Source organism: Parafrankia soli (assembly GCF_001854695.1).
GTDB lineage: Bacteria > Actinomycetota > Actinomycetes > Frankiales > Frankiaceae > Parafrankia > Parafrankia soli.
Genome location: NZ_MAXA01000212.1, coordinates 63,612 through 88,066, shown reverse-complemented (window position 1 = coordinate 88,066; position 24,455 = coordinate 63,612). Strand labels below are relative to the sequence as shown.

Annotated in this window: 25 protein-coding genes; 8 read left to right on the top strand and 17 right to left on the bottom strand. The window is 73.4% G+C overall.

The window, feature by feature from the left end; translation table 11 throughout:
* Both BBK14_RS16395 and BBK14_RS16390 read left to right on the top strand, forming a co-directional pair.
* A partial coding sequence (locus BBK14_RS16395; RefSeq protein WP_131802339.1) for a response regulator transcription factor occupies window positions 1-184 on the top strand: 184 nt, incomplete at its 5' end.
* A 770-nt stretch (window positions 185-954) separates the two neighbouring features.
* Window positions 955-2,574, top strand: coding sequence for a bifunctional aminoglycoside phosphotransferase/ATP-binding protein (locus BBK14_RS16390; RefSeq protein WP_071063448.1), 1,620 nt, complete (start codon window positions 955-957; stop codon window positions 2,572-2,574).
* Between the two features lie 152 nt (window positions 2,575-2,726).
* Here BBK14_RS16390 and BBK14_RS16385 read toward each other — a convergent pair whose 3' ends face one another.
* Together BBK14_RS16385 and BBK14_RS16380 are read right to left on the bottom strand one after the other, a co-directional pair.
* A complete protein-coding gene (locus BBK14_RS16385; RefSeq protein WP_071063445.1) occupies window positions 2,727-3,389 on the bottom strand; it encodes a YdcF family protein in 663 nt (220 codons plus the stop codon).
* A 35-nt stretch (window positions 3,390-3,424) separates the two neighbouring features.
* The gene (locus BBK14_RS16380; protein WP_071063443.1) at window positions 3,425-4,021 is read right to left on the bottom strand and encodes a dihydrofolate reductase family protein; all 597 of its coding nucleotides are present in this window, start codon (window positions 4,019-4,021) and stop codon (window positions 3,425-3,427) included.
* 330 nt (window positions 4,022-4,351) lie between these two features.
* Between BBK14_RS16380 and BBK14_RS16375 the strand changes: the two genes are divergently transcribed.
* The gene (locus tag BBK14_RS16375; RefSeq protein WP_071063440.1) at window positions 4,352-6,136 is read left to right on the top strand and encodes an ABC-F family ATP-binding cassette domain-containing protein; all 1,785 of its coding nucleotides are present in this window, start codon (window positions 4,352-4,354) and stop codon (window positions 6,134-6,136) included.
* A gap of 40 nt (window positions 6,137-6,176) precedes the next feature.
* Here the strand turns inward: BBK14_RS16375 and BBK14_RS16370 are convergent, their stop codons facing one another.
* Window positions 6,177-7,436, bottom strand: coding sequence for an acyl-CoA dehydrogenase family protein (locus tag BBK14_RS16370; protein WP_071063438.1), 1,260 nt, complete (start codon window positions 7,434-7,436; stop codon window positions 6,177-6,179).
* A 248-nt stretch (window positions 7,437-7,684) separates the two neighbouring features.
* On the bottom strand, window positions 7,685-8,161 hold the full coding sequence (locus BBK14_RS16365; protein ID WP_071063436.1) for a VOC family protein: 477 nt from the start codon (window positions 8,159-8,161) through the stop codon (window positions 7,685-7,687).
* Window positions 8,162-8,383: 222 nt separating this feature from the next.
* Here BBK14_RS16365 and BBK14_RS16360 point away from each other — a divergent pair, with 222 nt between their 5' ends.
* The gene (locus BBK14_RS16360) at window positions 8,384-10,396 is read left to right on the top strand and encodes a serine/threonine protein kinase (protein WP_420849163.1); all 2,013 of its coding nucleotides are present in this window, start codon (window positions 8,384-8,386) and stop codon (window positions 10,394-10,396) included.
* 80 nt (window positions 10,397-10,476) lie between these two features.
* On the opposite strand, the gene nifV is transcribed toward BBK14_RS16360, so the two are convergent.
* The 4 genes from nifV to BBK14_RS16340 form a co-directional block, all read right to left on the bottom strand.
* A complete protein-coding gene (gene nifV / locus BBK14_RS16355; RefSeq protein WP_083391006.1) occupies window positions 10,477-11,718 on the bottom strand; it encodes a homocitrate synthase in 1,242 nt (413 codons plus the stop codon).
* Between the two features lie 278 nt (window positions 11,719-11,996).
* The gene (locus BBK14_RS16350) at window positions 11,997-12,887 is read right to left on the bottom strand and encodes a ferritin-like domain-containing protein (protein WP_083391003.1); all 891 of its coding nucleotides are present in this window, start codon (window positions 12,885-12,887) and stop codon (window positions 11,997-11,999) included.
* A 138-nt stretch (window positions 12,888-13,025) separates the two neighbouring features.
* Window positions 13,026-13,289, bottom strand: coding sequence for a hypothetical protein (locus BBK14_RS37090; protein WP_071063431.1), 264 nt, complete (start codon window positions 13,287-13,289; stop codon window positions 13,026-13,028).
* A gap of 61 nt (window positions 13,290-13,350) precedes the next feature.
* Entirely contained in the window at window positions 13,351-13,740 is a 390-nt protein-coding gene (locus tag BBK14_RS16340) for a sigma factor (protein WP_241831550.1), read from the bottom strand.
* 169 nt (window positions 13,741-13,909) lie between these two features.
* Here BBK14_RS16340 and BBK14_RS16335 point away from each other — a divergent pair, with 169 nt between their 5' ends.
* A complete protein-coding gene (locus BBK14_RS16335; RefSeq protein ID WP_241831548.1) occupies window positions 13,910-14,395 on the top strand; it encodes a hypothetical protein in 486 nt (161 codons plus the stop codon).
* Window positions 14,396-14,468: 73 nt separating this feature from the next.
* Window positions 14,469-15,554 (top strand): GntG family PLP-dependent aldolase, encoded by a 1,086-nt coding sequence (locus BBK14_RS16330; RefSeq protein ID WP_071063430.1) that lies wholly within the window; start codon window positions 14,469-14,471, stop codon window positions 15,552-15,554.
* Window positions 15,555-15,570: 16 nt separating this feature from the next.
* On the opposite strand, the gene BBK14_RS16325 is transcribed toward BBK14_RS16330, so the two are convergent.
* The 5 genes from BBK14_RS16325 to BBK14_RS16305 form a co-directional block, all read right to left on the bottom strand.
* A complete protein-coding gene (locus BBK14_RS16325; protein ID WP_116430090.1) occupies window positions 15,571-16,080 on the bottom strand; it encodes a TIGR03618 family F420-dependent PPOX class oxidoreductase in 510 nt (169 codons plus the stop codon).
* Window positions 16,081-16,291: 211 nt separating this feature from the next.
* The gene (locus BBK14_RS16320; protein ID WP_071063428.1) at window positions 16,292-16,906 is read right to left on the bottom strand and encodes a serine hydrolase domain-containing protein; all 615 of its coding nucleotides are present in this window, start codon (window positions 16,904-16,906) and stop codon (window positions 16,292-16,294) included.
* An 86-nt stretch (window positions 16,907-16,992) separates the two neighbouring features.
* The gene (locus BBK14_RS16315; RefSeq protein WP_071063426.1) at window positions 16,993-17,484 is read right to left on the bottom strand and encodes an NUDIX domain-containing protein; all 492 of its coding nucleotides are present in this window, start codon (window positions 17,482-17,484) and stop codon (window positions 16,993-16,995) included.
* Between the two features lie 25 nt (window positions 17,485-17,509).
* Window positions 17,510-17,713, bottom strand: a complete 204-nt coding sequence (locus BBK14_RS16310) for a hypothetical protein (RefSeq protein WP_071063424.1) — start codon at window positions 17,711-17,713, stop codon at window positions 17,510-17,512.
* A gap of 210 nt (window positions 17,714-17,923) precedes the next feature.
* Window positions 17,924-19,522: an MFS transporter gene (locus BBK14_RS16305; RefSeq protein ID WP_241831546.1), complete on the bottom strand. Its 1,599-nt coding sequence runs from the start codon at window positions 19,520-19,522 to the stop codon at window positions 17,924-17,926.
* A 209-nt stretch (window positions 19,523-19,731) separates the two neighbouring features.
* Between BBK14_RS16305 and BBK14_RS16300 the strand changes: the two genes are divergently transcribed.
* Window positions 19,732-20,685 (top strand): helix-turn-helix domain-containing protein, encoded by a 954-nt coding sequence (locus BBK14_RS16300; RefSeq protein WP_071063422.1) that lies wholly within the window; start codon window positions 19,732-19,734, stop codon window positions 20,683-20,685.
* Here BBK14_RS16300 and BBK14_RS38385 read toward each other — a convergent pair.
* The 4 genes from BBK14_RS38385 to BBK14_RS16280 all read right to left on the bottom strand — a co-directional run bounded on the left by BBK14_RS38385 (window position 20,675) and on the right by BBK14_RS16280 (window position 23,411).
* Entirely contained in the window at window positions 20,675-21,352 is a 678-nt protein-coding gene (locus BBK14_RS38385) for a hypothetical protein (RefSeq protein WP_071063420.1), read from the bottom strand. The genes BBK14_RS16300 and BBK14_RS38385 overlap by 11 nt on opposite strands.
* 169 nt (window positions 21,353-21,521) lie before the next feature.
* Window positions 21,522-22,517, bottom strand: coding sequence for a hypothetical protein (locus BBK14_RS16290; RefSeq protein WP_071063418.1), 996 nt, complete (start codon window positions 22,515-22,517; stop codon window positions 21,522-21,524).
* On the bottom strand, window positions 22,514-22,843 hold the full coding sequence (locus tag BBK14_RS16285; protein WP_083391002.1) for a PadR family transcriptional regulator: 330 nt from the start codon (window positions 22,841-22,843) through the stop codon (window positions 22,514-22,516). The genes BBK14_RS16290 and BBK14_RS16285 overlap by 4 nt, the downstream gene beginning before the upstream one ends.
* Before the next feature lie 58 nt (window positions 22,844-22,901).
* A complete protein-coding gene (locus tag BBK14_RS16280) occupies window positions 22,902-23,411 on the bottom strand; it encodes a MarR family winged helix-turn-helix transcriptional regulator (protein WP_071063416.1) in 510 nt (169 codons plus the stop codon).
* Window positions 23,412-23,511: 100 nt separating this feature from the next.
* Between BBK14_RS16280 and BBK14_RS16275 the strand changes: the two genes are divergently transcribed.
* The gene (locus BBK14_RS16275) at window positions 23,512-24,147 is read left to right on the top strand and encodes an NAD(P)-dependent oxidoreductase (protein ID WP_071063472.1); all 636 of its coding nucleotides are present in this window, start codon (window positions 23,512-23,514) and stop codon (window positions 24,145-24,147) included.
* Window positions 24,148-24,455 lie beyond the last annotated feature (308 nt).

Genomic DNA, 24,455 nt, shown 5'->3' with positions numbered 1-24,455 from the left:
GAACCAGCGGGAGCGCGAGATCCTGCAGCTGATCGCGGACGGGTTGACGAACCGGCAGATCGGCACACGGCTGGGGTTGTCGGAGAAGACGGTGAAGAACTACGTGTCGAGCATTCTGGAGAAGCTCGGCCTGGCGAGCCGTACGCAGGCCGCCGTCTACCTGATGAAGCAGAGTGGGGAGTAGGCGACTGTGGGAGTACGTCGCCGTCTGCGCGTTCCTCGGCTGCCTGGTTGCCGCGCGGGCGATCGTCCGCCGGTGCCGGTCGGCAGGTCCGCCCCGGCCCGGTGCGCACCCCGGTTCGAAGCCTCGGACCTGCACGGACGGCGATACCACCGGTAGGTCCACCCCCCGGCCCGGACGGCCCGGAGCGCGCTGGACCGATCCGAACGGCCCCTGAGAACAGGGCAGCAGGTCGGGTGAGAACGGGACCCTGAAGTCACCTGACGACGCGGGACGAATGGAGGATCGTAACGGGAACAGGGAAACGGACCAAGGAGGATGATCTCCATGTCTGGACTCGTCGATCGACACCGGCATCGTACGGCCCGCCGGCCCCCCGGTCTTTCCCCGACAGCGCCGGCGCGCGAGCTCTTCGGCTCGTAGGACGAGGCGGTGGGATCGCGGCCCGCGGATTTCCGCGGGCCGCTCGAACCGGAGCCGGATCGGCCGGTGTTTGAACACCGCTGTGTGGCCCGGTCGCGCCATTTTATTCGCCCGGATTGAATTCCGGGTGATTCTCCGCCGCGGCCTCTTCCTTCGTTCGCTGCCCGGCTTTCCGTTCAACGGTGTGGCCGGGCTCTGCGCGTGGGGCGCCCCGCGGATGGCGATCCGTCGTCCACGATCCTCGATCCTCGGCTTGATCCGCGGCGTCGATCAGCGGTGCCGGCGATTCGGTCGCGCGGCGGCGGGTGAAACCGAACAGGAATCGTCCAGAAAACGGTCTGGAGACGTAGATGTTCGTGCAGAAGGACGCCTTTCCAGGGCAGGACACCGAGGTCCGCCCCGCGCCGTCGGAAATCCCGGGCCCTGCGCCCGTCCGGGAGCAGGCGGCCCGGGAAATCCGTCTCGACAGCCGCGAGACCGTGCAGACTCCCACCGCCGTGGTCTTTCTCACCGAGGACCGCGCGTACAAGCTGCGCCGGGCGGTCAACCACGGTTTCGTGGACTACCGCTACCGCCGGGCCCGGCTGATCGCCTGCGAGGACGAGGTACGGCTCAACCGACGCCTCGCCCCGGACGTGTACCTCGGCGTGGCCGACATCCGGGACGAGACCGGGGCACTGCGCGACCACATGGTCGTCATGCGACGGCTGCCGGCCGACCGCCGGCTCTCCGCGCTGATGACAGCCGACGTCTCCGGCGAGCTGCGTGGGCTCGCCCAGCGGCTCGTGGCGTTCCACGAAGGGTGCGAGACCACGCCCGAGAGCACCCGCACCGGTGGTCTGTGCGCGTTGGAGGCACTCTGGCTGGAGGCGATGGACGGCCTCGCGCCGTTCCGCGGCCGGATCCTCGACGCCGCCACCGTCGACGAGATCGGCCGGCTCGCGCTGCGCTACCTGACCGGCCGGGGCCCACTGCTCGCGGAGCGCCAGGCCGCCGGCCGGGTCCGCGACGGCCACGGCGACCTGCTCGCCGACGACATCTACTGCCTGAACGACGGCCCGCGGGTCCTCAACTGCGTCAACGTCGACCCCGCGCTGCGGGCCGGTGACGTCCTCGGCGACGCAGCCTCCCTCGCGATGGACCTCGAACGGCTCGGCGACGCCACCGCGGCCCGGACGTTCCTCGACGCCTACCGTGAGTTCTCGGGCGAGACCCATCCAACGTCGCTGGAGGACCTCTACATCGCCTACCGGGCGGTCGTCCGCGCCAAGACCGCCTGCGTCCGCGACCACCAGGGTGACCCGGCCGCCGCCGACGAAGCCCGCCGGCTCACCGACATCGCGCTACGCCACCTGCGGCGCGGCCGTCCCCGGCTCGTCCTGGTCGGCGGCCTGCCCGGCACCGGCAAGTCGACACTGGCCAGCCATCTCGTCTCCGGCGAGGATGACTGGGTGCTGCTGAGCTCGGCCGCCGTCCGCGGCGAGCCGGTCGGAGCGGGCGCGACCGCCCCCGAGTCCGACTCCACCTCCGCCTCCGATTCGGCCGGGACGGAGCCCGCGGCGGGGTGCTACGGCGCGGACGCGACCGAGCACAGCTACGTGGAGGTGCTCACGCGGGCCCGCCACGCGCTCGAAAGAGGGAGGAGCGTCGTGATCGATGCCTCCTGGTCCTCGCGGCGGGTGCGCGCACGGGCCGCCGAGTTGGCGGCGGAGTGCGACGCCGACCTGATGCAGCTGCGGTGCGTGGTCCCGCCCCGGGTCGCGGTCGCCCGCATCGCCGACCGCGCGACCGTCCCCATCGCACTCGGCTCCACCGTGGACCGGTCCGGTCCGGTCAACGCCCTGGCCCCCGACGAGTGGATCTACCTGGACATGGCCACCCGCACCGATCCGTGGCCCGACGCACACGACATCGACACCTCCGCCCCAGTCGAACACGCAGTCACCGCCGCGCACCTTCTGATCAGCTAGCCCACCCCATCCGCCTCGCCAGCCCCCTCTCGGCCGGGCGAGGTGATGTGTGGCGGGTGAGTGGGCCTATGAACGCACCCACCCGCCACTGACTTGTGCCTCCCGGTCCTTTTGCTGCAGATCTGTCTGATGCTGCCGCTCTGGCTCGAAGGTCAGGCGATGAGGCGGCTGGTGTAGCCGGCTGCGACGAGTTCGCGGTATGCGTTGTGGACGTCGTCGGGGACGGGTTGGGGGATGGCGTGTCCGCGTTCGGCGTAGAGCCAGATGCGTTGGGTGTCTCCGACGAGCATGGAGATGACGCGGTCGGTGTTGCCGATGCTGGCGACGTAGTCGTCGAGGGTGGCTGGTTGGGATGCGCAGCGGACGGTGACGTCGGGCCAGAGTCTGCGGCAGGTGGCGTAGGCGCGGCGCTGCTGGTAGGGCCGTGAGATGAGCGTGACGGAGCTGGGTGTTATGCCGTGGGTGGTGAGGAGGTCGCGGGTTCGGGTGATGTTCTCGCCGGTGTTGCGGGCGGTGGTTTCGGTGAGGATGGCGGAGTCGGGGACGTTGAGGGACAGCGCGTGTTCGCGGTAGTGGACCGCTTCACCGCGGGGGAATGTGCCGATGGTGGTGGGGGCGTTCGCGCCGGTGAACACGATCTGGGGGAACAGGCCCTGGTGGTAGAGGGTGGCGGTGCAGGTCGCGACGCTGAGGTCGTGGCTGCCCAGGCCCACGCCGACGTCGGTGGGGTGGGGGTCGTGGTGCATGTCGTGGTAGTTCCAGAGCACGTCGACCGGGCTCCGCAGCATGGTGGGCAGCGATGCGTCGGGGGGCATGAGCCGTCTGTGATGTCGAAAGGTTCGCGTCCCGATTATGCGGACGGCCGACGGTAGGTGAGGAAAAGCGCGCCGCTTTTCAGAGCGGTGTGGTCGGCCAGCTCCCAGCGCTTGGGATCGAACGGGGCGGCGCCGGAGAACAGTGGAATTCCGGTGCCGAGGGTCAACGGGCCCAGCTTTACGACCAGCTCGTCGATCTCCGGGTAGAGGACGCCGGCGAGTGTTCCTCCACCGACGAGCCAGACATCCTTGCCGTCCTGCCTCTTCAGCTCCTGCGCTGTCGTGACCGGGTCGGTGGCGACCAGCTCGACACCCGGGTCCGGGCTGGTGGTCAGGGTTCGGGAGAAGACCAGGTGGCGAAGGTGCGGGAAGGCGTTCGTCACGCCGGCCCGCAGGCCGGTCTCGTAGCTGCGCCGGCCTTCCAGAACGGTGTCGAAGTGGGTTCCCGGGGCGGTTACCCCGAGGGCCGCGCGCGCCGGGCCGGGCAGGGTCTCCGGGTATTCGGCGACGAGGTGCTCGAGGTAGTCCTGCGGCACCGGCCAGAATCCGCCGGGTCCGGTCGGGTCGGCACCGTCCGGGCCCGCGACGAATCCGTCGACGGTGGAGGCGACGAGATAGACCAGCTTCCGCACGACACCACACTCCTCGGAATCGGGGAACCGGCGGCGGTCACGGTCAGGCGGCCGGCCCGACGCACGACCCTACCGGTGCGGTTCCGAGTCAAGATAGTCAACGGCGTTGACGTCTCGGCTTCACGTTTCCGATCTTGAGAAGCCACGGCCTGGGGAGAGCACGGGGCCGCCACAAAACCTCTGGGCGACCCGGCCGGCGTGGGGTACGGTCGTTTCGTCATGAGGCACTGACCCCACCCGCGCCCGCGCCTGAGGCCCCCGCATCTGAGGCCCCCGCATCTGAGGCACTGCCCGGCGGGCGGAGGAGACCAGCCGCTCTGGTGGTGTCGCATGCCCGCAACAGCTCTGTCCGCCCATGACCTCGTCCGCGTGCTCGGTGGGCGCAGGGTTCTCGACGGCGTCTCCCTCACGGCCGTTCCCGGTCAGCGGATCGGACTGATCGGGGAGAACGGCGCCGGCAAGTCCACGCTGCTGCGCCTGTTGGCCGGGGTGGACGAGCCGGACGGCGGCTCCGTCGTCCGGCCCGTGGAGCTGGGGTTCCTCCACCAGGAGATGCCCTTCGACCCCGCCGCGACCATCCGTCACGTGCTCGACGACGCCCTGCGCGAAGCCCGCGCGGATCTCGCCGAGCTCGACCGGCTGACCAGCGCGCTCGCCGCCGGCGACTCCGCCCCTGGTGGCCCGGCCGACGGCGAGTCGACCGACAGCGGCACGGCCCCGGCCGACCTGCTCGCCGCGTACTCCGCGTGTCTCGAACGGGTCGAGGAGCATGCGGCCTGGGACGCGGACCGGCATGCCGAGATCGTCCTTGCCGGCCTCGGTCTCGCGCGGGTTCCGGCCGACCGCGCGCTCGGCTCACTCTCGGGCGGGCAGCGCGGCCGGCTCGCGCTCGGTGCGCTGCTGGTTCGCCGGCCCGCCACGGTGCTGCTGGACGAGCCCACAAACCATCTTGACGATGACGCCGCGGCGTTCCTGGAGGAGCAGCTGCGGGCTCTGCCCGGGGTCGTGATCGCGGCGAGCCATGACCGGACTTTCCTGGACGCGGTGTGCACCGACCTGATCGACCTCGATCCCGCGCTGGGCGGCCCGACCCGCTACGGGGGTGCCTACACCGAGTACCAGCAGGCGCGGCGCCTGGAGCGGGAACGCTGGGAGCGCCGGTTCGCCGAGGAGCAGGAGGAGCTGGCGGCGCTGCGGCACGCGGTCGCGGTGACCGCCCGCCAGGTCGCGCACAACCGCCCGCGTCGCGACAACGAGAAGATGAACTACGGCCGCACCGCCGGCCGGGTGCAGGACCAGGTGTCGCGGCGCGTGCGCAACGCCGCCCGCCGGCTCGGTGACCTGGAGCGGGAGCAGGTCCGGCGGCCACCGCGGCCGCTGCGGTTCAGGGTCGGCGCGCTCGTCGCCGAGCCGTCCGCCTCTCCGTCCGCTGCGCTGTCGTCGGCGGGCGTCCCGGCCCAGGCGGGTCCGGGGCAGGGGACCGTCGTGTCGTTGCGGGGGGTGCGTGTTCCCGGCCGCCTCGTCCTCGACCGTCTCGACGTGACGGTGACGGACCGCCTGCTGCTCACCGGTCCCAACGGCGCGGGCAAGTCGACGCTGCTGGCGGTCCTGGCAGGCCGCTTCGAGCAGGCCGGCCCCGCGCTCGACCCGTCCGACCCGACACCCGGTGGTGTTCCCGGTGTTCCCGGTACGACCGGCGTGACGGGGGAGGTGCTGCGGCGGCGTGGGCTGCGGGTCGGCCTGCTGGCGCAGGACACGGTCTTCGCCCGGCCGGACCGCACCGCGCGGGACGTCTACATGCTCGCGCTGGGACCCGAGCGGGCCGCGGCGGTGCCGCTGGTCTCGCTCGGCCTGCTGGCCCCGCGTGACCTCGGCACGCGGGTGGGGGAGCTGTCGGTCGGGCAGCGGCGCAGGCTCGCGCTGGCGCTGCTGGTGGCGGACCCACCCGAGCTGCTGCTGCTCGACGAGCCCACCAACCATCTCTCGCCGGCGCTCGCCGACGAGCTGGAGGAGGCGCTGGGCAGCGGCCCGGGCGCCATCGTGGTCGCCAGCCACGACCGCTGGCTGCGCTCCCGGTGGCCCGGCCGCGAGCTGAGGCTGACCCCGGCCGGGTGACGGTGGCGGCAGGCAGCGGCGCCAGCGGCGGATGGGGACGTCAGCGGCGCATGAGCAGTGTGTCCCCGAACAGGTGCGCGCCGACCATCTCGAAGTTCGTCGCGGCGAGGGTGATGTGGCGGGCCGCGGTGTGGACGTCGCGGAAGCAGCGGTCGAGGTCCCCGCCGGAGCGCAGCGCGCTCGCGCCGGCCGCGGTGTGCAGCATGGTGACGGCCTGGACGCAGTTCTCCCCGACGGCGGCCGCGGCGAGCCGGATCACCCCGCTCAGCTCGTCGCCGCCGTTCTCGCCGCGCTCCGTCGCCTGGTCGGCGGCGTCCTCGAGCATCAGCCGGCTGGCGCGGACGAGCGCGGTGGCACGGGCGAACGTGGCCTGCACGGTGTGGCCGCCGGCGAGGGTCTCGGTCGCGCGGGCGGGAACGGTCTGGAGGGCGAGCTGGCGGAAGGCGCGCAGTGCGTCCTGGGCGATGCCGAGCACGGTGGAGGCGGTGGTGAACGGCGCGAAGTCGTAGTAGGCGATGGCGTAACCCCGGGACTTTCGTGCGGTGGGTGGCCGCCGCAGCAGCGAGCCGTCGACGGTCTGGCTTTCGGGGACGACGATGTTGTCCACGGTGAAGGTCCCGCTGCCGGTGCCGCGCAGGCCCAGCGCGTGCCAGTCGTCGGTGAAGGTGGCGGCGCCGCGCGGGACGCACAGCATCCGGATCGGTGCGCTACCCGTCGGGGCGCTACCCGGAACCTGGGCCTGGGCCGGAACCTGGGGCGGGGCGTGCGCGGGTGTCGACCTGCGCGCCGGGGTGTTCGTGGACCTCTGGGCGCAGCCGCCGGTGACGACCGCGCTGGCGACGAGCCAGTCGGCGTGGGTGGCGCCGCTGGCGAACGACCAGCGGCCCCGGAGTCGGTACCCGCCGGGTACCGGCACCGCCTGGCCGGTCGGGTTGATGCCGCCGACGACGAGCCCGTGGCTGCTGCAGAAGATGCGGCAGGCGGCCTGGTCGGACAGGTAGTCGGAGATGCGCCCGATCGCGCCCTGCACGCCCATCTGCCAGGCGGCGGACGGGTCGGTGCGCGCGATCGCCTGCAGCACCGCCGATCCGGTGCGCAGGCTCACCCCCGCGCCGCCGAACGCGCGGGACACCCACATCCGGTGGAAGCCCTGCTCCCGCAACGCGTCGATGACCTCCGGGGAGGTGGCGCGGTCCTCCTCGGCCCGGGACCGGTGCTCGGCGAGCAGGCCGGTGACCTTCTCGACCCGGGTCAGCCACTGCTCGGTCTCCTCGGCGTGGGCCTGAGGGAGGGTGGTCATCGTTACCGGCCGCCTTCGTGTCGCGCTCGTCGCTGGAGTGGACATCCGGCCGGGGCCGCGCGCTGGGGCAGATCCGCATCCACGATCTGATGGTAGGGAATCTCCCGCAGGATCGACGCCCGAAAGGAAATAGTGCCGTGTGTGCGGCTCTCCTGTGGCCTGTTTGCGGGGGTGAAGGTGGCCGGGCCCGCCGACCTTGGTCCCCTTGTGGGGACCCGGCCGGCGTGCTCCGCGACGGGGCCGCCCGGCTACCGGCCGTCGGCGGCGCGCTCGATCGCGGCGATGTCGATCTTCCCCATGGTGAGCATCGCCTGGGTGGCGCGCTGGGCGCGCTCCTGGTCGGGGTCACCGACCAGTTCGGTCAGCCGGGTGGGGACGACCTGCCAGGACAGGCCGAAACGGTCGGTGAGCCAGCCGCACTGGCTTTCCTTGCCGCCGCCGTCGGTGAGGGCGTTCCAGTAGTGATCCACCTCGGCCTGGTCGGCGCAGGGGATCTGGAACGAGATCGCCTCGGAGAAGGTGAACTCCGGCCCGCCGTTGAGCGCGACGTATTCCTGCCCGTCGAGGGTGAAGGAGACGGTCAGCGCCAGGCCCTCGGGCCGGTGCATGCCCGGCCCGTAGCGGGTGACGCCGGTGATGGCCGAGTTCGGGAAGACGGAGACGTAGAGCGCGGCGGCCTCCTCGGCGTCGGTGTCGAACCACAGGCAGGGAATCGTCTTCGGCATCGCTGTTTCCTCCACTGGTCGTGACGCCCGCTGGTCGTGGACGCCCGGGTCCGGCAGTCTGGCCTGCCGGTGGTAGGACCGGCGGGCGTGCGTGAACTCATCGGCGCGGCGGGACGTTCTCCCTACGGGCCTGGCAGGGGTTTTTGTGGCGGGCTCGGCTGTCGCGTGTCCGTTGCGGCGGTTTCGGGCTCGTGTGGCGGGTAGTACGGGGAGAATTCGGTCGTGCCGGAGAAGGCGGAGCAACCAATGCAGAGCGACCGGGCCGCGGGCCGGGAGCGCCGGCTGGCCGGCCGGTACCGGCTGGGCCGCGTGCTCGGCAGCGGCGGGGCGGGAATCGTCCGCGAGGGCGAGGACATGCTCCTGCGCCGGCCGGTCGCCATCAAGCAGGTGCGCCTGCCGCCGCTCGCCTCCGAGACCGAGCGGGAGATCATCGGCGAGCGGGTGCTGCGCGAGGCGCGCGCGGCGGCGCGGCTGCGCCATCCCGGTCTGGTGGCCGTCTACGACGTCATCGACGCCGAGGATTCGCCGTGGATCGTCATGGAGCTGGTCGACGGCCGGTCGCTGGCAGAGGAGATCCGTGCGTCGGGCCGGCTCGCGCCGGCGTGGGTGGCGCGCATCGGGGTGAGCCTGGCCTACGCGCTGGAGGCGGCGCACCGCGCCGGGGTCGTGCACCGGGACGTCAAACCGGGCAACGTGCTGCTGACCGCGGACGGGCAGGCCCGGCTCACCGACTTCGGCATCGCTGTCAGCGAGGGCGACGCGACCCTGACCAGCACGGGGATGGTGGTCGGCTCGCCGGCCTACATTCCGCCCGAGCGGGCCCGCGGCGCGCGGGTGGGCGTGCCCGGCGACGTGTGGGGCCTGGGCGCCACGCTGTTCACCGCGGTCGAGGGCGAGGCCCCGTACGCGGGTGAGGGCGCCCTGGCGACGCTGGCGGCCATCATTCAGGACAGGCGCCGCCCCAGCCGGTACGCGGGCCCGTTGCAGGATGTGATCGACCAGCTGCTTGATCCCGATCCGGCGCGGCGCCCGTCGTTGGCGCAGGCCCGGGCGCAGCTGCGGCGGATCGCGGCCACCGCCGAGCCGCATCCGACCGCCGTGTTCGACGCCGAGGCCGACGCGCTGCTCGACGCCGACGTCGGCGACCGGCCGGACGCGGACCACCCGGACGCGCCCCCGTCCGGGCCGGCGGGAGCCGAGGAGGACGCCGATCTCGGGCTCGGCGACGACCTCGGATCCGGCAACGGCGCCGGCAGCGGCAGAGCAGCGGGCCGTGGGGCCGGCACCGGACCGCGGACGGGCCCGCGTGCCGGCTTCACCTTCGGTACCGGCCCCGCCGCCCGGACCGGATCCTCAGACGCTGGCCCAGGACCGCGGCCGAGTCCAGGTGCCGATCCAGGGCCGGGGCCGGATCCAGCCGCGGGTGCGCGCGTCGGCGGGGCCGGGGCCGCGCCGGAACGGCGCCGTCGGGTGGTGCTGCTGGCGATGGTCGTCGCCCTGCTGCTCGCCGCGGGCGGGGTCGGGCTCGGGCTGGCCCTGACCGGCGGTTCGGACACCCCGTCGGCCGGCCTGGCGTCAGGTACCAGCGCCCCGGCCACACCCGCGGGTACCGGCGGGCCGTCCGCGGGCGCGTCGACCAGCCCGACCGGCGGGCAGGCCGTGACACCGGGAACCTCCGCCACTCCGGGCGGCACCAGCCCGGCGTCGGCGACGCCGGGTCAGGGTGGTTCGGGCGGCGTGCCGTCGCTGGACAGGCTCGGCACGGTGATCCCGGACGACACCGCGCCCGCGCCGGCGCCGGCCGGGCTCGAGACGTACCGTGGCGCGGCCGGGTGGTCGCTCGCCGTCCCGCCGCAATGGGCCCGATCGCGCCGTGACGGGGACCGCGAGACCTTCACGGCTCCCGGGGGCTACCCGAATCTGCTCGTCGAGACGCGGGACGTCGCCGGCCCGTCCTCGATCGGCGCGTGGCACGAGCTCGAGCCCGGCACCCGGCGCACCACCGCCGGCTACCAGCTGGTCTCGATCCGCCCGTCGGACGGGGCGGACGGGACGACGTCCGCGGTGTGGGAGTTCACCCTCACCTCAGGCGGGCAGACGGTGCACGTCCTGGACTTCGGTGTGGTCCGCAACGGGCACGGCTACGCGCTGTTCTGGCGGGTGCCCGAGGCCCAGTGGCAGGACCAGCTCGAGCTGATCCGCACCATCACCGCGACCTTCCGCCCCGGGCCCTGACCGCCGCCGCGCCGCGGCCGACCGCCGAGGCGCGACCGGCGGCGCGGGCCGCCGCCGCTGGCGCCACCAGCGGCGGCGGGTCAGCCGCGGCGGGGCCGTGCGCCGCGGCGGCTGGCGACCCGCCGGGCCATCGCCCGCAGCTGGTCGGAACTCAGCGGCTGCTTGTACACGGTGGCGTGCGCACGGACCAGGCCGACGATCGGTTCCAGGTCCTCGTCGGGCGCGTCGATGCCGTGCCGGTCCATCGCGTGCCGCACGGCGGCGCGGCCGCTGTGCTTGCCCAGCACCAACCGCCGGCGCGCGCCGACCTCCGCCGGGTCGAACGGCTCGTAGGTCGCCGGGGCGCGCAGCACGCCGTGCACGTGGATGCCGGACTCGTGGTCGAACACGGCGTCGCCGACCACGGCCTTGCCGGCGGGAACCGGGCGGCGCGACGCGCCGGCGACCAGTCGCGCCAGCGGGCGGAACGCGGCGGTGTCCAGGTCGACGGGCAGGCCGAGCAGGTGCCGCAGCGCCATCGCGACCTCCTCGGTCGGCGCGTTGCCGGCCCGCTCGCCCAGGCCGGCCACCGTGGTGCTCACCCAGGTGAACCCGGCCTGCACCGCGGCGATCGTGTTGGCGGTCGCCAGCCCGAAGTCGTCGTGGGCGTGGATCTCCCACGGCCCGGGGACGGCGTCGAGCAGCGCCCGCAGCCGCGTGTGCAGGGTGATCGGATTGGCCACCCCGACCGTGTCCGCCCAACGGAACCGGGTGACGCCGAGGCGCCGTAGCTCCCCGGCCAGGTCGATGACGAAGCCGTCGTCCGCGCGGGAGGCGTCCTCGAAGCCGACGCTCACCCGCAGGCCACGGTCGGTGGCGTCGAGGACGCAGTCGCGGATGCGGGCCCGCGCCCAGGCCCGGTCCTTGCCGAGCTTGGTGCGCAGGTGCAGGTCGGAGGCGGGGATGGTCAGGTGCGCGGCGTCGACCCCGCTGGCGACGGCGGCGTCGACGTCGCGGCGGTCCGCGCGGCACCAGGCGACCACGCTGGCCCGCTCGACCGCCGCGACGACGCGGCGCAGGACATCCACCTCGACCGGCCCCATCGCCGGCACCCCGGCCTCGATCTGGTGCACGCCGGCGGCGTCGAGCGCGACCGCGATGGCGATCTTCTCCTTGGCGGTGAAGGCGACCCCCGGGGTCTGCTCGCCGTCACGCAGGGTGGTGTCGCAGAACCGGACCGGACCGGGGTCAGGCCCGGGGTCCGGCCCGGACCCGTTCTCCCGCGCGTGATCCGTCGGGACGGGGCGCGGCGCGGGCGGGCAGGACGACGTGCCGCTCTTCATGATGGTCACCGGCACTTTCGACGGCTGAGGAGAATCCGGCGCTGGCTGTGTGTTCCCGGTCTCGCGGGCCGGCTCATACAGGCAGACGCACGGTTCCAGGCGACCGGAATCGCTCAGGACCCTATGTTCCGTCGATTTCGTGCGCGGGTCGTGCGGTAGCGGCGAGGTTAACAGGATAGTCCGCGGCGAGGGCGGTACCTTTTCGGGGACGGGAAATCCTGCGGAGGCCGAAGGATAATCTCCCGCGCCGGGAAATCCGCCCTGCCGCCCCGGCGGGYTCAGCCCAGCGACGCGGCGAGCGCCCGGCGGATGTCGCCGGTGCTGTGCAGCGGCACGCCGACCGCCGAGCCGATCGCCCGGCGCAGCTTCGCCAGCAGCTTCTCCTGGGCGTCCGGCGGCGAGATCCGCAGGTAGACGTCGATCACGTCGTCAACCGTCTCGTGGCCGCGCAGCTCCTCGACGCGCTGGTGCTTGTAGACGCCGACCGGGTGGCTCAGCCGCGACGACGTCACATAGAAGTGGATGCGTTCCAGGACGGACGGCAGCTCCTCGGGATGCGTCGCCAGCCGCCGCTTCAGGTAGTAGAGGAACTCGCGGGCGTGCCCGGCCTCGTCCCGGCTGGCGCGCAGGTACAGGTCGGCCAGGACGGGTTCCTGCACCCAGGCCGCCATCGCCCGGTAGACCGTGTTGACGGTGATCTCGCTGATCACGTTCGTGGCCAGTGTGGCGCTCGGCGTGACCCCCGGCTCGTAGGGCTCCCGCAGCGCCTCGACCTTGGCCTGCTCGATGTGCACGCCGACGGCGCGCAGCCACGCCCGGAAACCGAAGTGGTGCTGCAGCTCCTGGTAGGCCCAGATGGCCACGAAGGCCGAGCAGTCGTAGTCGTCCGCGAACTCGCTGAGAAAGCCGTGCAGGCCGGGCAGGGACGTCGCCTCGCCGAGCACGACGCCCTTGGCGGTGGCGATGTCCTCGGGCCGGACGAGGTCGTGCCGGATGTTCTCCAGGCCGACGTCGGAGACCTTCCACTGGAGGCGCTCGTAGTGCAGGAAGGCGTCGAAGCTGTGGGACTCGCCGGCGAGGGCGTCGCCGGCGCCGGATCCGTCGGTTCGGGAATCGCTGCTCGGGGTATTGCCGGTGTGGATGTCGGTTGGTGCCGTGGTGACGGCCATGGGTGGACTCCTTCGGAGATCTCCCGGAGTATCTCGCATCCATTGTCGGGCTGTTTCCGGGAATTCTCAGCCACGGCTCCGGACGGCAATCGCGCAATTCCGCGCGCTAATCGTGCCCTCGAGGCCCTTCGCGGTGGTTCAGGTGGTGCGGACCGGGACGGTGAGCAGGTCCTCGCCGGTGCCGCTGACCACCACGACACGTACGAGCCGTCCTGCCGGGATGGCGGACGTCCCGTGTACGTCGACCGCGCCGCGGTAGTCGGCGGTCCAGGTCGCCGCGGTGTCGCTGCTGCCGTCCTCGGACACGGCGACCAGGGCGCAGGTCGTTCCCGGCCGCACGCCCCACAGCCGGATGGTGAAGCCCGCGCCGGAGGGACGTCGGCCACCCAGACCTCCGCCCACACGCGGGTGGTCGCGTCCGCCGCCGACACCAGCCGGCCCGCCGGCCCGTCCGGCGAGGATGTCAGCGCCACGGTGCCCGTGATCGACCCGCCGGCGACGACGGCGGCCAGCGCCGCGGCGGCCAGCGCGCGCCGCCGGCGGGCAGCGACGCCAGGTCGTCGCCGGGCAGTTCGGCCGGGCGGGCCCGGCAGGCGCGCTGCTCGTCCACGACGATCCGGGCCGCGACGGTGAACAGCCACGGGCGCAGCGGCCGGTCGTCCGCGCCGAGCTTCGGCGCCTGCCGCCAGGCCCGCAGCATCGTCTCCTGCACGACGTCCTCGGCCCGGCCGCGGTCACCGGTCAGCCGGGTGGTGAAGGCGAGCAGTGCCGCCCCGTGCTCGGCGTGCACGGCACGCACGAACACGGCCCCGGGGTCGTCCACCCCGGGCCGGCCGCCGCGGCGCAGTCCCACATCCCCCCTTCACGGGCAGAACGGCTGTTCGGTTCAGCGGCCGCGCTGTCGGACGGGTGACAGCGGTCACGGTGAACCGGGACGGCCCGTGCCGCGTGACATCTCACGTCCGCACCGGTTCCCGGCCCTTCCGAGGCGCTGGCCCTTCCGAGAGACAGGAGAACATGTGATGCACCGTCCGCATACACGTACCGCGGCCGCACTGGCGACCGGCGTCATGCTGCTCGCCCTCACCGCCGCCTGCGGGGGCGGCGACGACACCGCCGCCGCGCCGGCGGCCTCCCAGCCCGCCGCGGCCACGACCGCGCCGTGGACCGGTGCGCCGAGCGCGGGCGCGACCGCGGGAGCAGGCGCCCCGACGGCGCCGACGGCGACCGGCACGACCGTCACGGTCACCGCGACCGAGTTCGCGCTCAAGCTCTCCCAGGACACCTTCACCGCGGGCACCTACACGTTCGTCACCACGAACGACGGCCAGGCGATCCACGCCCTGGAGACCGAGGGACCGGGCGTGAGCGGCTCGGAGACAGCGGACCTCGGGCCGGGCCAGTCCGAGGGACTCACCGTCACCCTCAGCCCGGGCACGTACAAGCTGTACTGCCCCGTCGGCAACCACGAGTCGCGGGGCATGTCCACGGAGATCACCGTGACCTGACCTCGCCCCGCCTGGTCGTGGTCCGCCTGGTCGTGGTCCGCGTCCGGGGCGGCGCCGGGCTAACGTCGGGAGGGTGAGCGTCCAGCCCCCGCGAACACGGCCCGCCGGCCTGCCCGTCGACCTGCGCAGCGACACCGTCACCCGGCCCACGCCCGGCATGCGCCGCGCGATGGCGGAGGCGGAGGTCGGCGACGACGTCTACCGCGAGGACCCGACCGTCCGCGAGCTCGAGGAGCAGGCCGCCGCGCTGCTCGGGCACGAGGCCGCGCTGTTCGTGCCGAGCGGCACCATGGGCAACTTCTGTGCCCTGCGCGCCGGCGCCCCGGTGGGCACCGAGGTCGTCGCCGACACCGACGCGCACATCGTCACCTACGAGCTCGGCGGGCTCGCCGCCCTCGGCGGCGTGCAGACCCGGACCCTCAGCGGCCTCGCAGACACGCTCGACCCGGCCGACATCGCGGCCCAGCTGCGCGCGTTCCCGGTCGCGCACAACTACAACATGGTCCGGACGAGCGTGCTCGCGGTGGAGAACACCCGGGCCCGGGCCGGTGGTCGGGTGTGGCCCCTGGAGCGGCTCGACCGGCTGCGGCTGATCACCGAGGATGCCGGGGTGGTCCTGCACTGCGACGGCGCCCGCCTCTGGAACGCGGCGGTGGCGCTCGACGTCCCGCCGCGCCGCCTCGGCGAGATCTTCGGGACGCTGTCGGTCTGCCTCTCGAAGGGCCTCGGCGCCCCGGTCGGCTCCCTCGTCGTCGGCGGCGCCGAGCACGTCGAGCGGGCCCGCGAGTGGCGCAAGCGGCTCGGCGGCGGGATGCGCCAGGCCGGGGTGCTCGCCGCCGCCGGCCTGTACGCGCTGCGGCACCACCTCGACCGCCTCGCCGACGACCACCGCCACGCCGCCGCGCTGGCCGCGACCCTCGCCGACGCGGCACCGCGGCGGGTCCACCCGGAGCGCACCGAGACCAACATGGTGCTCGTCGACGTCCCGGACGCGGCCGCCTTCTGCGCGCAGGCGGCGGACGGCGGTGTGCTCGTCGGCCTGGCCGGTCCGACGACGATCCGGATCGTCACCCACCTCGACGCCGACGACACCGCGATCCGCCGGGCCGGGGACGTCCTCGCCCCGCTGCTGAACGCCCTGCCACCAGCCGGTTCCTGACCGCGGCGCCGAGGTGTCAGGGGCTGTAGGCCCTGGTCGGGTGGATGAGCACGGCGGCGCGGCGCTGTTCGGCCATCACCCGGTCGTAGGTGTCCCAGTCGTCGTGGGTGCCACCGGCGGCGGTGAAGATCTCCCGCAGCAGCAGCCGGAGACGCTCCGCGTCGACCTGATCGTGGGGGTCGTCGGGCCCGACGATCTCCGCCGTGCCCTCCACGGTGGCCCACCGCCACCCGGACCGGAACGTCGCGCTGACCCGCGGGCGGCGGCGCAGGTTGGCCAGCTTCGTCCGACCGTAGGTCACGAAGGCCACGACCGGCGCGGGCTTCCGCGGATCGGGCGGCAGCGGATGGGGTATGAACGCGGCGTTCACCACAGAGGCCTGGATGCTCCCGTCGGCGCGGCTGGTGGAGATCACGGCCAGCCCGCTCTCCGCACGCCCCAGCTCGACTGCCGCCTCGAAAGCGGCCCTGTCAAAGGCGGCCCCCTCGAGAGCGGCGGAGTTGTGCGGGGGGTCGAACGGGGCCACAGACGTCCCTCGCCTTCGCGGTCGGTCCGCCCCCACCGGCACCGGACATGGTGGTGGGCGGTCACACGGTCCGCGGCCAGGCTACCCAGCGGGAGCCGCGAAGCGACGATCACGAGCTGTGGCGGACGTCCTCAGGCTACGGATGGCTGACAGGCGCGCTGCGAGGCGGCCGCGTCCGGCTCCGGGGAGGGGGTCCGCGGGGCGCGACAGCTCAGGCGAGCGCGGCGCGGGCGGCCCGGCGGATCTCAGCGTGGACGTCGGGGAGGCCCGAGTCACCGAACATGCGCTGGGTCAGCACGATCACGGTCAGCTCCCGGCGGCGTCGCCGGGTCGGGCGGTCCGAACGTGGCCAGCCGTAGCCGGTCGGCCGCCTCGACGACGGGCCACGGTGCCGCGCGGTGAACATCTCCCCGGAGAGGCCGAACCCGAAGGTGAACGTCAGCAGGTCCCGCGCCGTGATCGGCCGCCGCGCCGGGACGGTGTCGTCGAGCGGGCCGTCCGGATGGCACAGCACCCGCCGTCCTGCCAGCTCCGGAAGCAGCCGGTCGACCGGCTCGTCGAGGTCCACCAGCCCGTCGTCGACCAGGGTCATCGTCACCGCGGCCGTCATCGGCTTGGTCGTCGAGGAGATCCGGAACATGGTGTCCCGCGCCATCGGGGCGCCGCCGACGGCGAGGGTGCCCAGCGCCTCCACGTGCACGTCGTCCCCGGCCGCGACGAGGGCGACCAGGCCGGGGACGAGGTCGTCCCCGGCGTCGTCCCCGACGTGGCGCGCCGCCGTCCGGTGAAGAAGATCCCTGCCCTCGTCCGCCAACCGCACGCCCACAGTTCCTCCTCGGCTCCCACGCGTCGACCCGACTGACCGCCGCCTCGCCGATTCTCACCGCCAGCACCGCCGGCCGGAGCAGGCTCTCAACGCGGCGGCGGGGCGGTTCGACTCAGGCGGGCGAGGGCGACGTCCATGACCTGTACCCGGCCGGGAAGCGGGCGGGTGCCGTCCCACCAGGTGATCGTGGCGATCTCCGCGTCGGGTGTGAACGGGTGGGAGGCACCGGCCCGTCCCGTGAAGACCGCGGCGTACTCCGTCCGGGACGGGGCGGCCCGGGACGGGGCGGCCAGGCCGAAGTGCGCGAGGCCCGCGAACACGAGCGCCTCGGCCTCGTACCCGGACTCCTCGCGCAGCTCGCGGACGGCTGCCTGCCGGGGTGTCTCCCCGGGCTCGATCGTGCCGCCGGGCAGCTCCCAGCACTCCCGGCGGCGGTCGCGGACCAGCAGGAGGTCGTCGCCCCTCCACAGCGCCACCAGCGCAAGCGGCAGCGGGGCGACGCCCGTGGCTTGCTGCTCGGCCACCCGCTGGAACGCCAACAGGACGTTTCCCCCGTCGTCCTGGGCCAGCACGGTCATCAGCGTCGGGAACGTGGACGTGGGTTCAGGGCACTTCCAGGTTGCCCTCGATCAGGGGCAGGTGCTGCAGGTGCTTCGCGTTGGACTCGATCGCCACCAGCGCGAGAGCCTGCGCGTAGGCGACCTTGCCCGCCTCGTCGACCGACATCCGTAGGAACTCCTTCGAGTCGAACTCCGTGCCGTCACCGATCAACGCGGGGACGCGGGGCGGGAGAGCGCGTTTGGCCATACCCCATGGTGCTTGCCGCCGCGTCCCCCTGTTGCCCGGACCCCCGATCGGCCCACCACATCACCGGCGTGCGGACCCCCGGGCCCGCCGACAGACCTCACCGAAACCGGGCGTACCCGGGAAAGCGTGGCGGGTGAGTGAGTCCATGGACCCACTCACCCGCCACGGTTCTGCTGGAACGGCCGTCATCAGTTCGGGCATGGGGTGCGGCTACACCATGGCCGTCCGGCGGTCCGGGCGGCGGCGGAGCAGGAAGGCCGCGATCAGCGCGGCCAGGGCGATCGTGACGAGCCCGTTCACGACCAGCGCGGTCTGGATGCCGCCCAGCGTCGCCTCCCGCGCCGAGTGGTCGCCACCCGCGGTGAGCGCGGACGTCCGGGCGGTCGCCACCGCGCTCATGATCGGTATGCCCAGTGTGAGTGCCACCTGCTGGGTCATCGTCGTCAGGCCGGTGGCCAGGCCCTGCTGGGTGTCGGGTAGCCCGGAGGTCGCCGTCACCAGGTAGGCGACGAGCCCGCTGGCGTGGCCGAAGAATCCGACGACGGAGGCCGCCAGCACGAGCGACAGCGAGCTGCGGTCCAGCCCGACGAAGGCCAGGGACAGCGCGGACAGGCCCTGGACGAGCAGCCCGAACACCAGGGTGCGGCGCGGTTCCACGACGGCCAGGACGCGCGGTGCCACCAGTCCGGCCACGAACGCGGCCGCCCCGGGCAGCCCGAAGATCAGCCCGGTCGTCACCGCCGAGTAGCCGAGGACCCGCTGCAGGTACAGCGTCATCAGGAACACGATCGAACTGCCCATCGCGAAGACGACCAACCCGCCGAGGTTGCCCCATCCGACGTGGCGCAGCCGCAGCACCTCCAGCGAGGCCAGCGGATGCGGGCTGGTCGCCTCTATCCGCCAGAAGGCGCCGAGCAGGACGAGCCCCGCGGCCACCGCGATCCACACCGACGGCCGGCCCCAGCCGTCCTCACCGCCGCTGGAGATGCCGTAGACGAAGGCGACCAGCCCGGCGGTGACGGTCAGCGCACCGGGGACGTCGAGCCGCCGGCGGACGTCCGCGCGGCCACCGGGGACGACCCGCGGCGCGGCGAGCAGGATCGCCAGCGCCACCGGAACGTTGACGAGGAAGGCCCAGCGCCAGCTGAGATAGCCGGTCAGCAGCCCGCCCACCAGCGCGCCCACGGTGAAGCCGGCCGGCAGCAGCGCACCGTTGAGGCTGAGCGCACGCTGCCGGACGGGGCCCTCCGGGAAAGTCGTGACCAGCAGGGACAGCGCGGCCGGGATGGCGATCGCGGCCGCGAGGCCCTGGCCGACGCGGGCGAGCAGCAGCACGGTCGGCCCCTGGGCGAGCCCGCCGAGCAGGGACGCCACGATCAGCAGCACCAGGCCGGTGAGGAACATCCGGCGCCGCCCGGCCAGGTCGGCGACCCGCGCGAACAGCAGGGTGAACCCCGCGGAGGGCAGCGCGAACGTGGTCGCGATCCACTGCAGGTCACCCTCACCGAGCCCGACCCCCGCCCCGATCGACGGCAGGGCCACATTGAGGATCGAGAAGTCGATCGCGAGCATGAACTGCGTCCCCAGCAGCAGCACGAGCGCCAGCCGCTGCCGCGGAGTCATCCGGTCGGGTACCGCTGGCGGTGGATCCCCAGCGACGGGCCGCCCGGCAACGGGCTGCCCAGCGGCTGGCTGCTCGGCCGCCGCGGGGTGCCTCGGGGCCGGCACGGCGACGCCGGCCGGGTCGGTCGCGTCCGGCGTGCCGACGGAGGCCCGCTCCGAGATCGCCGCGGGCATCGAATCTGTCATGCCCCGCACGATTCTGGACGTCGGCGGCCCTAGCCACGCCCCCGCCGTTGCCACCCCCACGGGTCCTGCCCACGGCGTGGATGGCACCGCCAGGGTGACGACCACCGGGAATAGCCCGGCTGCGGAACCCGGTCCTGGTGGTTCCTGGCACTGGCAGGGTCACCCTCGCCCCGTCGACTCGCGCGCCGCGCGGCGTGACAATGCCGAGCATGACCGAGCTGGGGGAGTTTCTCCGTTCGCGGCGCAACCAGATCACACCCGCGGACGTCGGCCTGACCCGCCCGGGTGACCGCCGCCGCGTCCCGGGCCTGCGGCGCGAGGAGCTGGCCCAGCTCGCCGGGGTGAGTGTCACCTACTACACCCGGCTGGAACAGGGGCAGAGTCGCAACGCGTCCGACGCGGTCCTGGACGCGCTCGCCCGGGTGCTGCTGCTCGGCGACGACGAGCACGCCCACCTGCGCACCCTGGCCCGCCCGGCGCGCGTCGCCCGGCGTACCGCCCGGCCGGAGAAGGTCCGCCCGGGCGTGCGGCTGCTGCTGGACGCGGTGCGCGACGTGCCGGCGCTCGTCATCGGACGGCGGACCGACGTCCTGGCCTGGAACCGGCTCGCGCACGCCCTGCTCGCGCCACACCTGGACTTCGCGGCGCCGAACCGCTGCGCGACCCAGCCGAACATGGCCCGCCTCATCCTGCTGGACCCCCACATCCGTGATCTTTATGTGAACTGGCGGCGCAAGGTCGATGAGGTCGTCCGCTACCTGCGGCTGGCCTCCGGTCAGTATCCCGACGACCAGCAGCTCACCACCCTCATCGGCGAGCTGTGTGTGAACAGCCCGGAATTCGCGGTGAACTGGGCCCGCCACCAGGTGCGTGACTGCGGGCACGCCGTCCGCGAGTACCGGCACCCGCTGGTGGGCGACCTCGTCCTCGCCGAGGAGGTGCTGCGCGTGCAGGACGACTCGGGCCTGCGGCTGCTCGTGCTCTCCCCCGAGCCGGGCTCGGCGAGCGCCGAACGGCTCACCCTGCTCGCCAGCCTCACCGTCGCCACGGCCACGGCCACGGCCACGGCCACGGCCACGGCCGTCGGCGAGCACCCCTGCGCAACGACTCCCGGCAGCCATCACCTCGCCACGACTCCTGGCAGCCAGCACCTCATCCCGTAACCACCGTCGCCTTCCCCACGCCCGCACCCGTGCCGTGGTCACCGAGGCCGGCGCGGTCGCGGTCCGCCCGCAGCAGGTGGACGCCGACCAGGACGAACGCGGCTCCGGCCACGGCCTGGAAGACGGCCACCAAGGCGAGCGGAAGGACGTCCACCAGTGTGCCGGGCAGGGCCATCAGCAGGAGGAGCCAGCTCGCGACGGGGACGAACCGTTCACGGACGAGCGCCGTGGCGAACAGCATGCTGCCGGCGACGTAGAGGATCCCGGCGGTGTACACGGCCGGCATCGTCGGGGCGGAGTCCGCGAGCGCGTCGCGGACGGGCTCATCCAGGGGGAACAGCACGTACACCCGGGAGAACTCGATACCGGTCAGCAGCACCAGCCCGACGATGTTCGCCAGCGCGCCCAGGTCGAGCAGCCGGTTGCCCGGCCCGGCGAGGGGACCCGGCCTGCGCAGGCAGGCGGTGATGCCGGCGACGGCGAGCACCGCGAGGACGGGCGCGGCGACCCCGGCGGTGTTCAGCACGGCGTTCTCGCTGCCGGCGATGTCCACCGGCGCGTCGAGCAGGACGGCGGCGCCGCCCGCGATGCTCGCCGCCGCGGCCGCGAGCCGGGTTCGTGGCTCGACAGCGGGCGGGCTGGGTGGGGTGTCTCGGTCGGTGCTCATGGTCGTCCTCCGAACGGCGGGGAGTGTCGCCCCGGCCACCGACCCTGTCTATATCGGTAGCCGGTACTCTGATCGCCAATATAACGGTAGGCGTACTAGTGGGCAACGGGACAGCTGGCCGCCCCGCTGGAGGCGCGGTTCGGTGCGGGTCAGTGCGGGTCAGTGAGTTTCAGTGCAGTTCGGTGAGGCGGCGGCTTCCACTGCCGGTCACCGCCACCGCGATCGCCACTCCCGCCGCCATCAGCAGCCAGCGCAGCAGGAGCAGCCCGTCACGGTCGAGCGCCACGGCCCGCAGGGCGTCGCCGAGCTCCCCGAGCGCACCCAGCGCGAGCCGGCCGAACCACACGACGGCCGCGGCGGCCGCCAGCCGTGGATCCTGCCCGCCGAGCAGGACGCACAAGGCGGGCAGCAGGACGGTCAGGCCGAGGCGGAGCGCGACCGGTGCCGCCTCTCCCACGGTGCAGGTCGCGGCGAGTGCGAGCAGCGGGCCGGCGGCGTAGGTCGCGGCGATGCCGGCCCGGCGCGCGGACCGCGGCCAGCGCCGCACGGAGGGCCCGGCCGCTGCCGCCGGCCTTTGCGCCGGACGGCCCAGCAGCAGGCCCAGGAAGACCACGCCGAGGCCGGAAAGCCAGCCGAGATCCCCGTACCCGCCGCTGTTCGCGGCGGTCAGACTGGCTGTGATCGTGACCAGGACCGTGAGCGCGGTTGCCGTCAGTGCGCCGGCCCGCCGCCCGCTGTATCCCAGTCCGACGCCTACCGCCCCGCTCACCCCCGCCACGGCGGTCCACCACCCGGGAACCGGACCAATCAGGAGAGCGGGGGTGATCCGGGGCGTCGCGCCGCCGAACTGTGCGGTCCAGACATCCACCGTCATGACGAGCAGTAACACCACCGCGCCGAGGTACAGGCCGCCGCGCCAGATGTCGACAGGCCCCGGTCCGGCGCGGGCCCGTGCGCGCAGGCGCAGCGCCAGCGCGGCGAGCGACCCGAGCTCGCCGAGGTGGGCGCGCCGGCCGCGGGTGGCACCGACCTCCGCGACGGTGAGCGCCACGTCGTGGGTGAACGCGGGGTCCACACCCTCGAGGCGGGCGGCGAGCCACCGCGTCGACGCGGCGAGCCGGCCGTCGCTCCAGCGTCCCAGCGGGCCGGGGGTGGACGCCGTCACGTGCCGCGCAACCCGAGCCGGGCCACGGCCAGGTCGGCGTTCGCCCGCAGCCTCGCGGCCTCCTGAGCAAGCAGGTCGGCACCGGTGTCGGTCAGCCGGTAGTTGCGGCGTGGCGGGCCGCCGTCCGACACCTCACCGTCGAAGGCGACGAGCCCGTCAGCCTCCAGGCGTTCGAGCGCGCCGTACAGGGTGCCCGCGCGGAGCCGGACGCGCCCCTGGGACATCTCCTCGACGGCCTTGATCACCCCGTAGCCGTGCAGCGGCCCGGGCCCCAGCGCGGCGAGAATGAGAAACGTCGGTTCCCGCAGCGGGACGGAGGCGGACACCCCGCGATCATACCGTCGACTGTGCCGCCCATCGGTATACCGGCGGCCGGTGATCGGCCTAGGAATCCTCGGGCGTCGCACAGGTGGAACGGGGCCGGGCTCCCAGGTGCGGATGGATCCCCGGGTGCAGCTCCAGCGTCGCGGCCACCCGGCGCAGCAGGCCGACGAACACCCGCCGCTCGTCGGCGGTCAGATCGCGGGCGATCTCGCCCTCCAGTGGTGGGAGCATCTCCGCGACCTGCTCCAGGAGCGCCGTGCCGGCCGGCGTCAGGTCGATCTCGAAGGCCCTCCGGTCCTGTGCGCTGCGCCGCCGCCGGACCCAGCCCGCCTCCTCCATCTCGTCGATCAACCCGACCATGTTGTTGCGGTGCATGCCCAGCGCGTCCGCGAGCTGCTGCTGGGTCCGGCCCGCGGCCGCGGTGGTCAGGTTGCTGAGCACACCGAACGCTCGCGGTGAGACGCCGAGCGGCGCCAGCCGGTCGGCGAACTCCTGCGCCGTGCGGGCGCCGACCTGGGACAGCAGGAAGGGCAGGGACGCGGAGTAGGGGGCCGCCGGGACGTCGCTCACGAGTCGGAAGTGTACCGTCCAGTGATTGTCATCTAAGGTGACAATCACTGGACGGGCGTTTGACGCCGATTCTGTGTGATCGAGGTGGGGAGTGGCTGAGATGAAGATCGCCGTGGTGGGGGCGACCGGGCGGACCGGAGCCCTGGTCGTGGAGCAGGCACTGGCCCGCGGCCATCGGGTGACGGCCGTGGCACGCCGGCCCGAGGCGGTGCCGGCCCGGCACGACAACCTGCAGGTCGCCGCCGCGGACGTGCTCGACCGGGACACCCTCCTCCCAGCGCTCGCCGGCGTCGAAGCCGTCGTCTCGGCGCTGGGCGCGGCGGCCGGCAGGGAACCGACGACGGTGTACTCCACCGGCGTCCGCAACCTGCTCGCGGCGATGCGGGCCGGCGGCGCGGGCACCATCGCCGTGATCTCCGCGACCCCGGCGGGGCCGCGCGGCGAACTGCCCTTCCTGGAACGGCGGCTGATGATGCCGGTACTCGACCGTTTCTTCGGCGAGGCCTACGCCGACATGCGGCGGATGGAGGACATCCTGCGGACCAGTGACGCCGACTGGATCTCGGTGCGCCCGCCCCGCCTGATCGCCCGCCCCGGGACCGGCTCCTACCGCGTCGCCACGGAGGCGCCGCTGCCGAGGGCCCGCAGCATCACCTATTCCGACCTGGCCATGGCCCTGCTGGACGTGCTCGACCGCCGCGACCTCCACCGCCGAGCGGTAACCGTCGCGCACTGAACCGCCGCCGGCCGCCGGCCGGCACGACGTGGAGGGCCTCGGCGCGGGAGCGGTGTCTCCCCGCCGCAGCAGCGCTCTATGCAGGCGGGCGTTCTCCTGGTACAGCCGTTGTAGTTCAGCCTGCTGCCTCCTTTATCTCAGTGGCAGGGGCGCGGTCACGGCGTATAGGGCCTTCGTAACAGGAGTCCTGCGAGGAACCCGTACGGCGGAGTCTGGAGTAATTTTGAGCGACGCGGGAAGTCGAGTGGAAGGTGGCGTCACAACGGTCATCTTCGGATTCGACCCTGGCTCGGATCTACAGTAGGGAG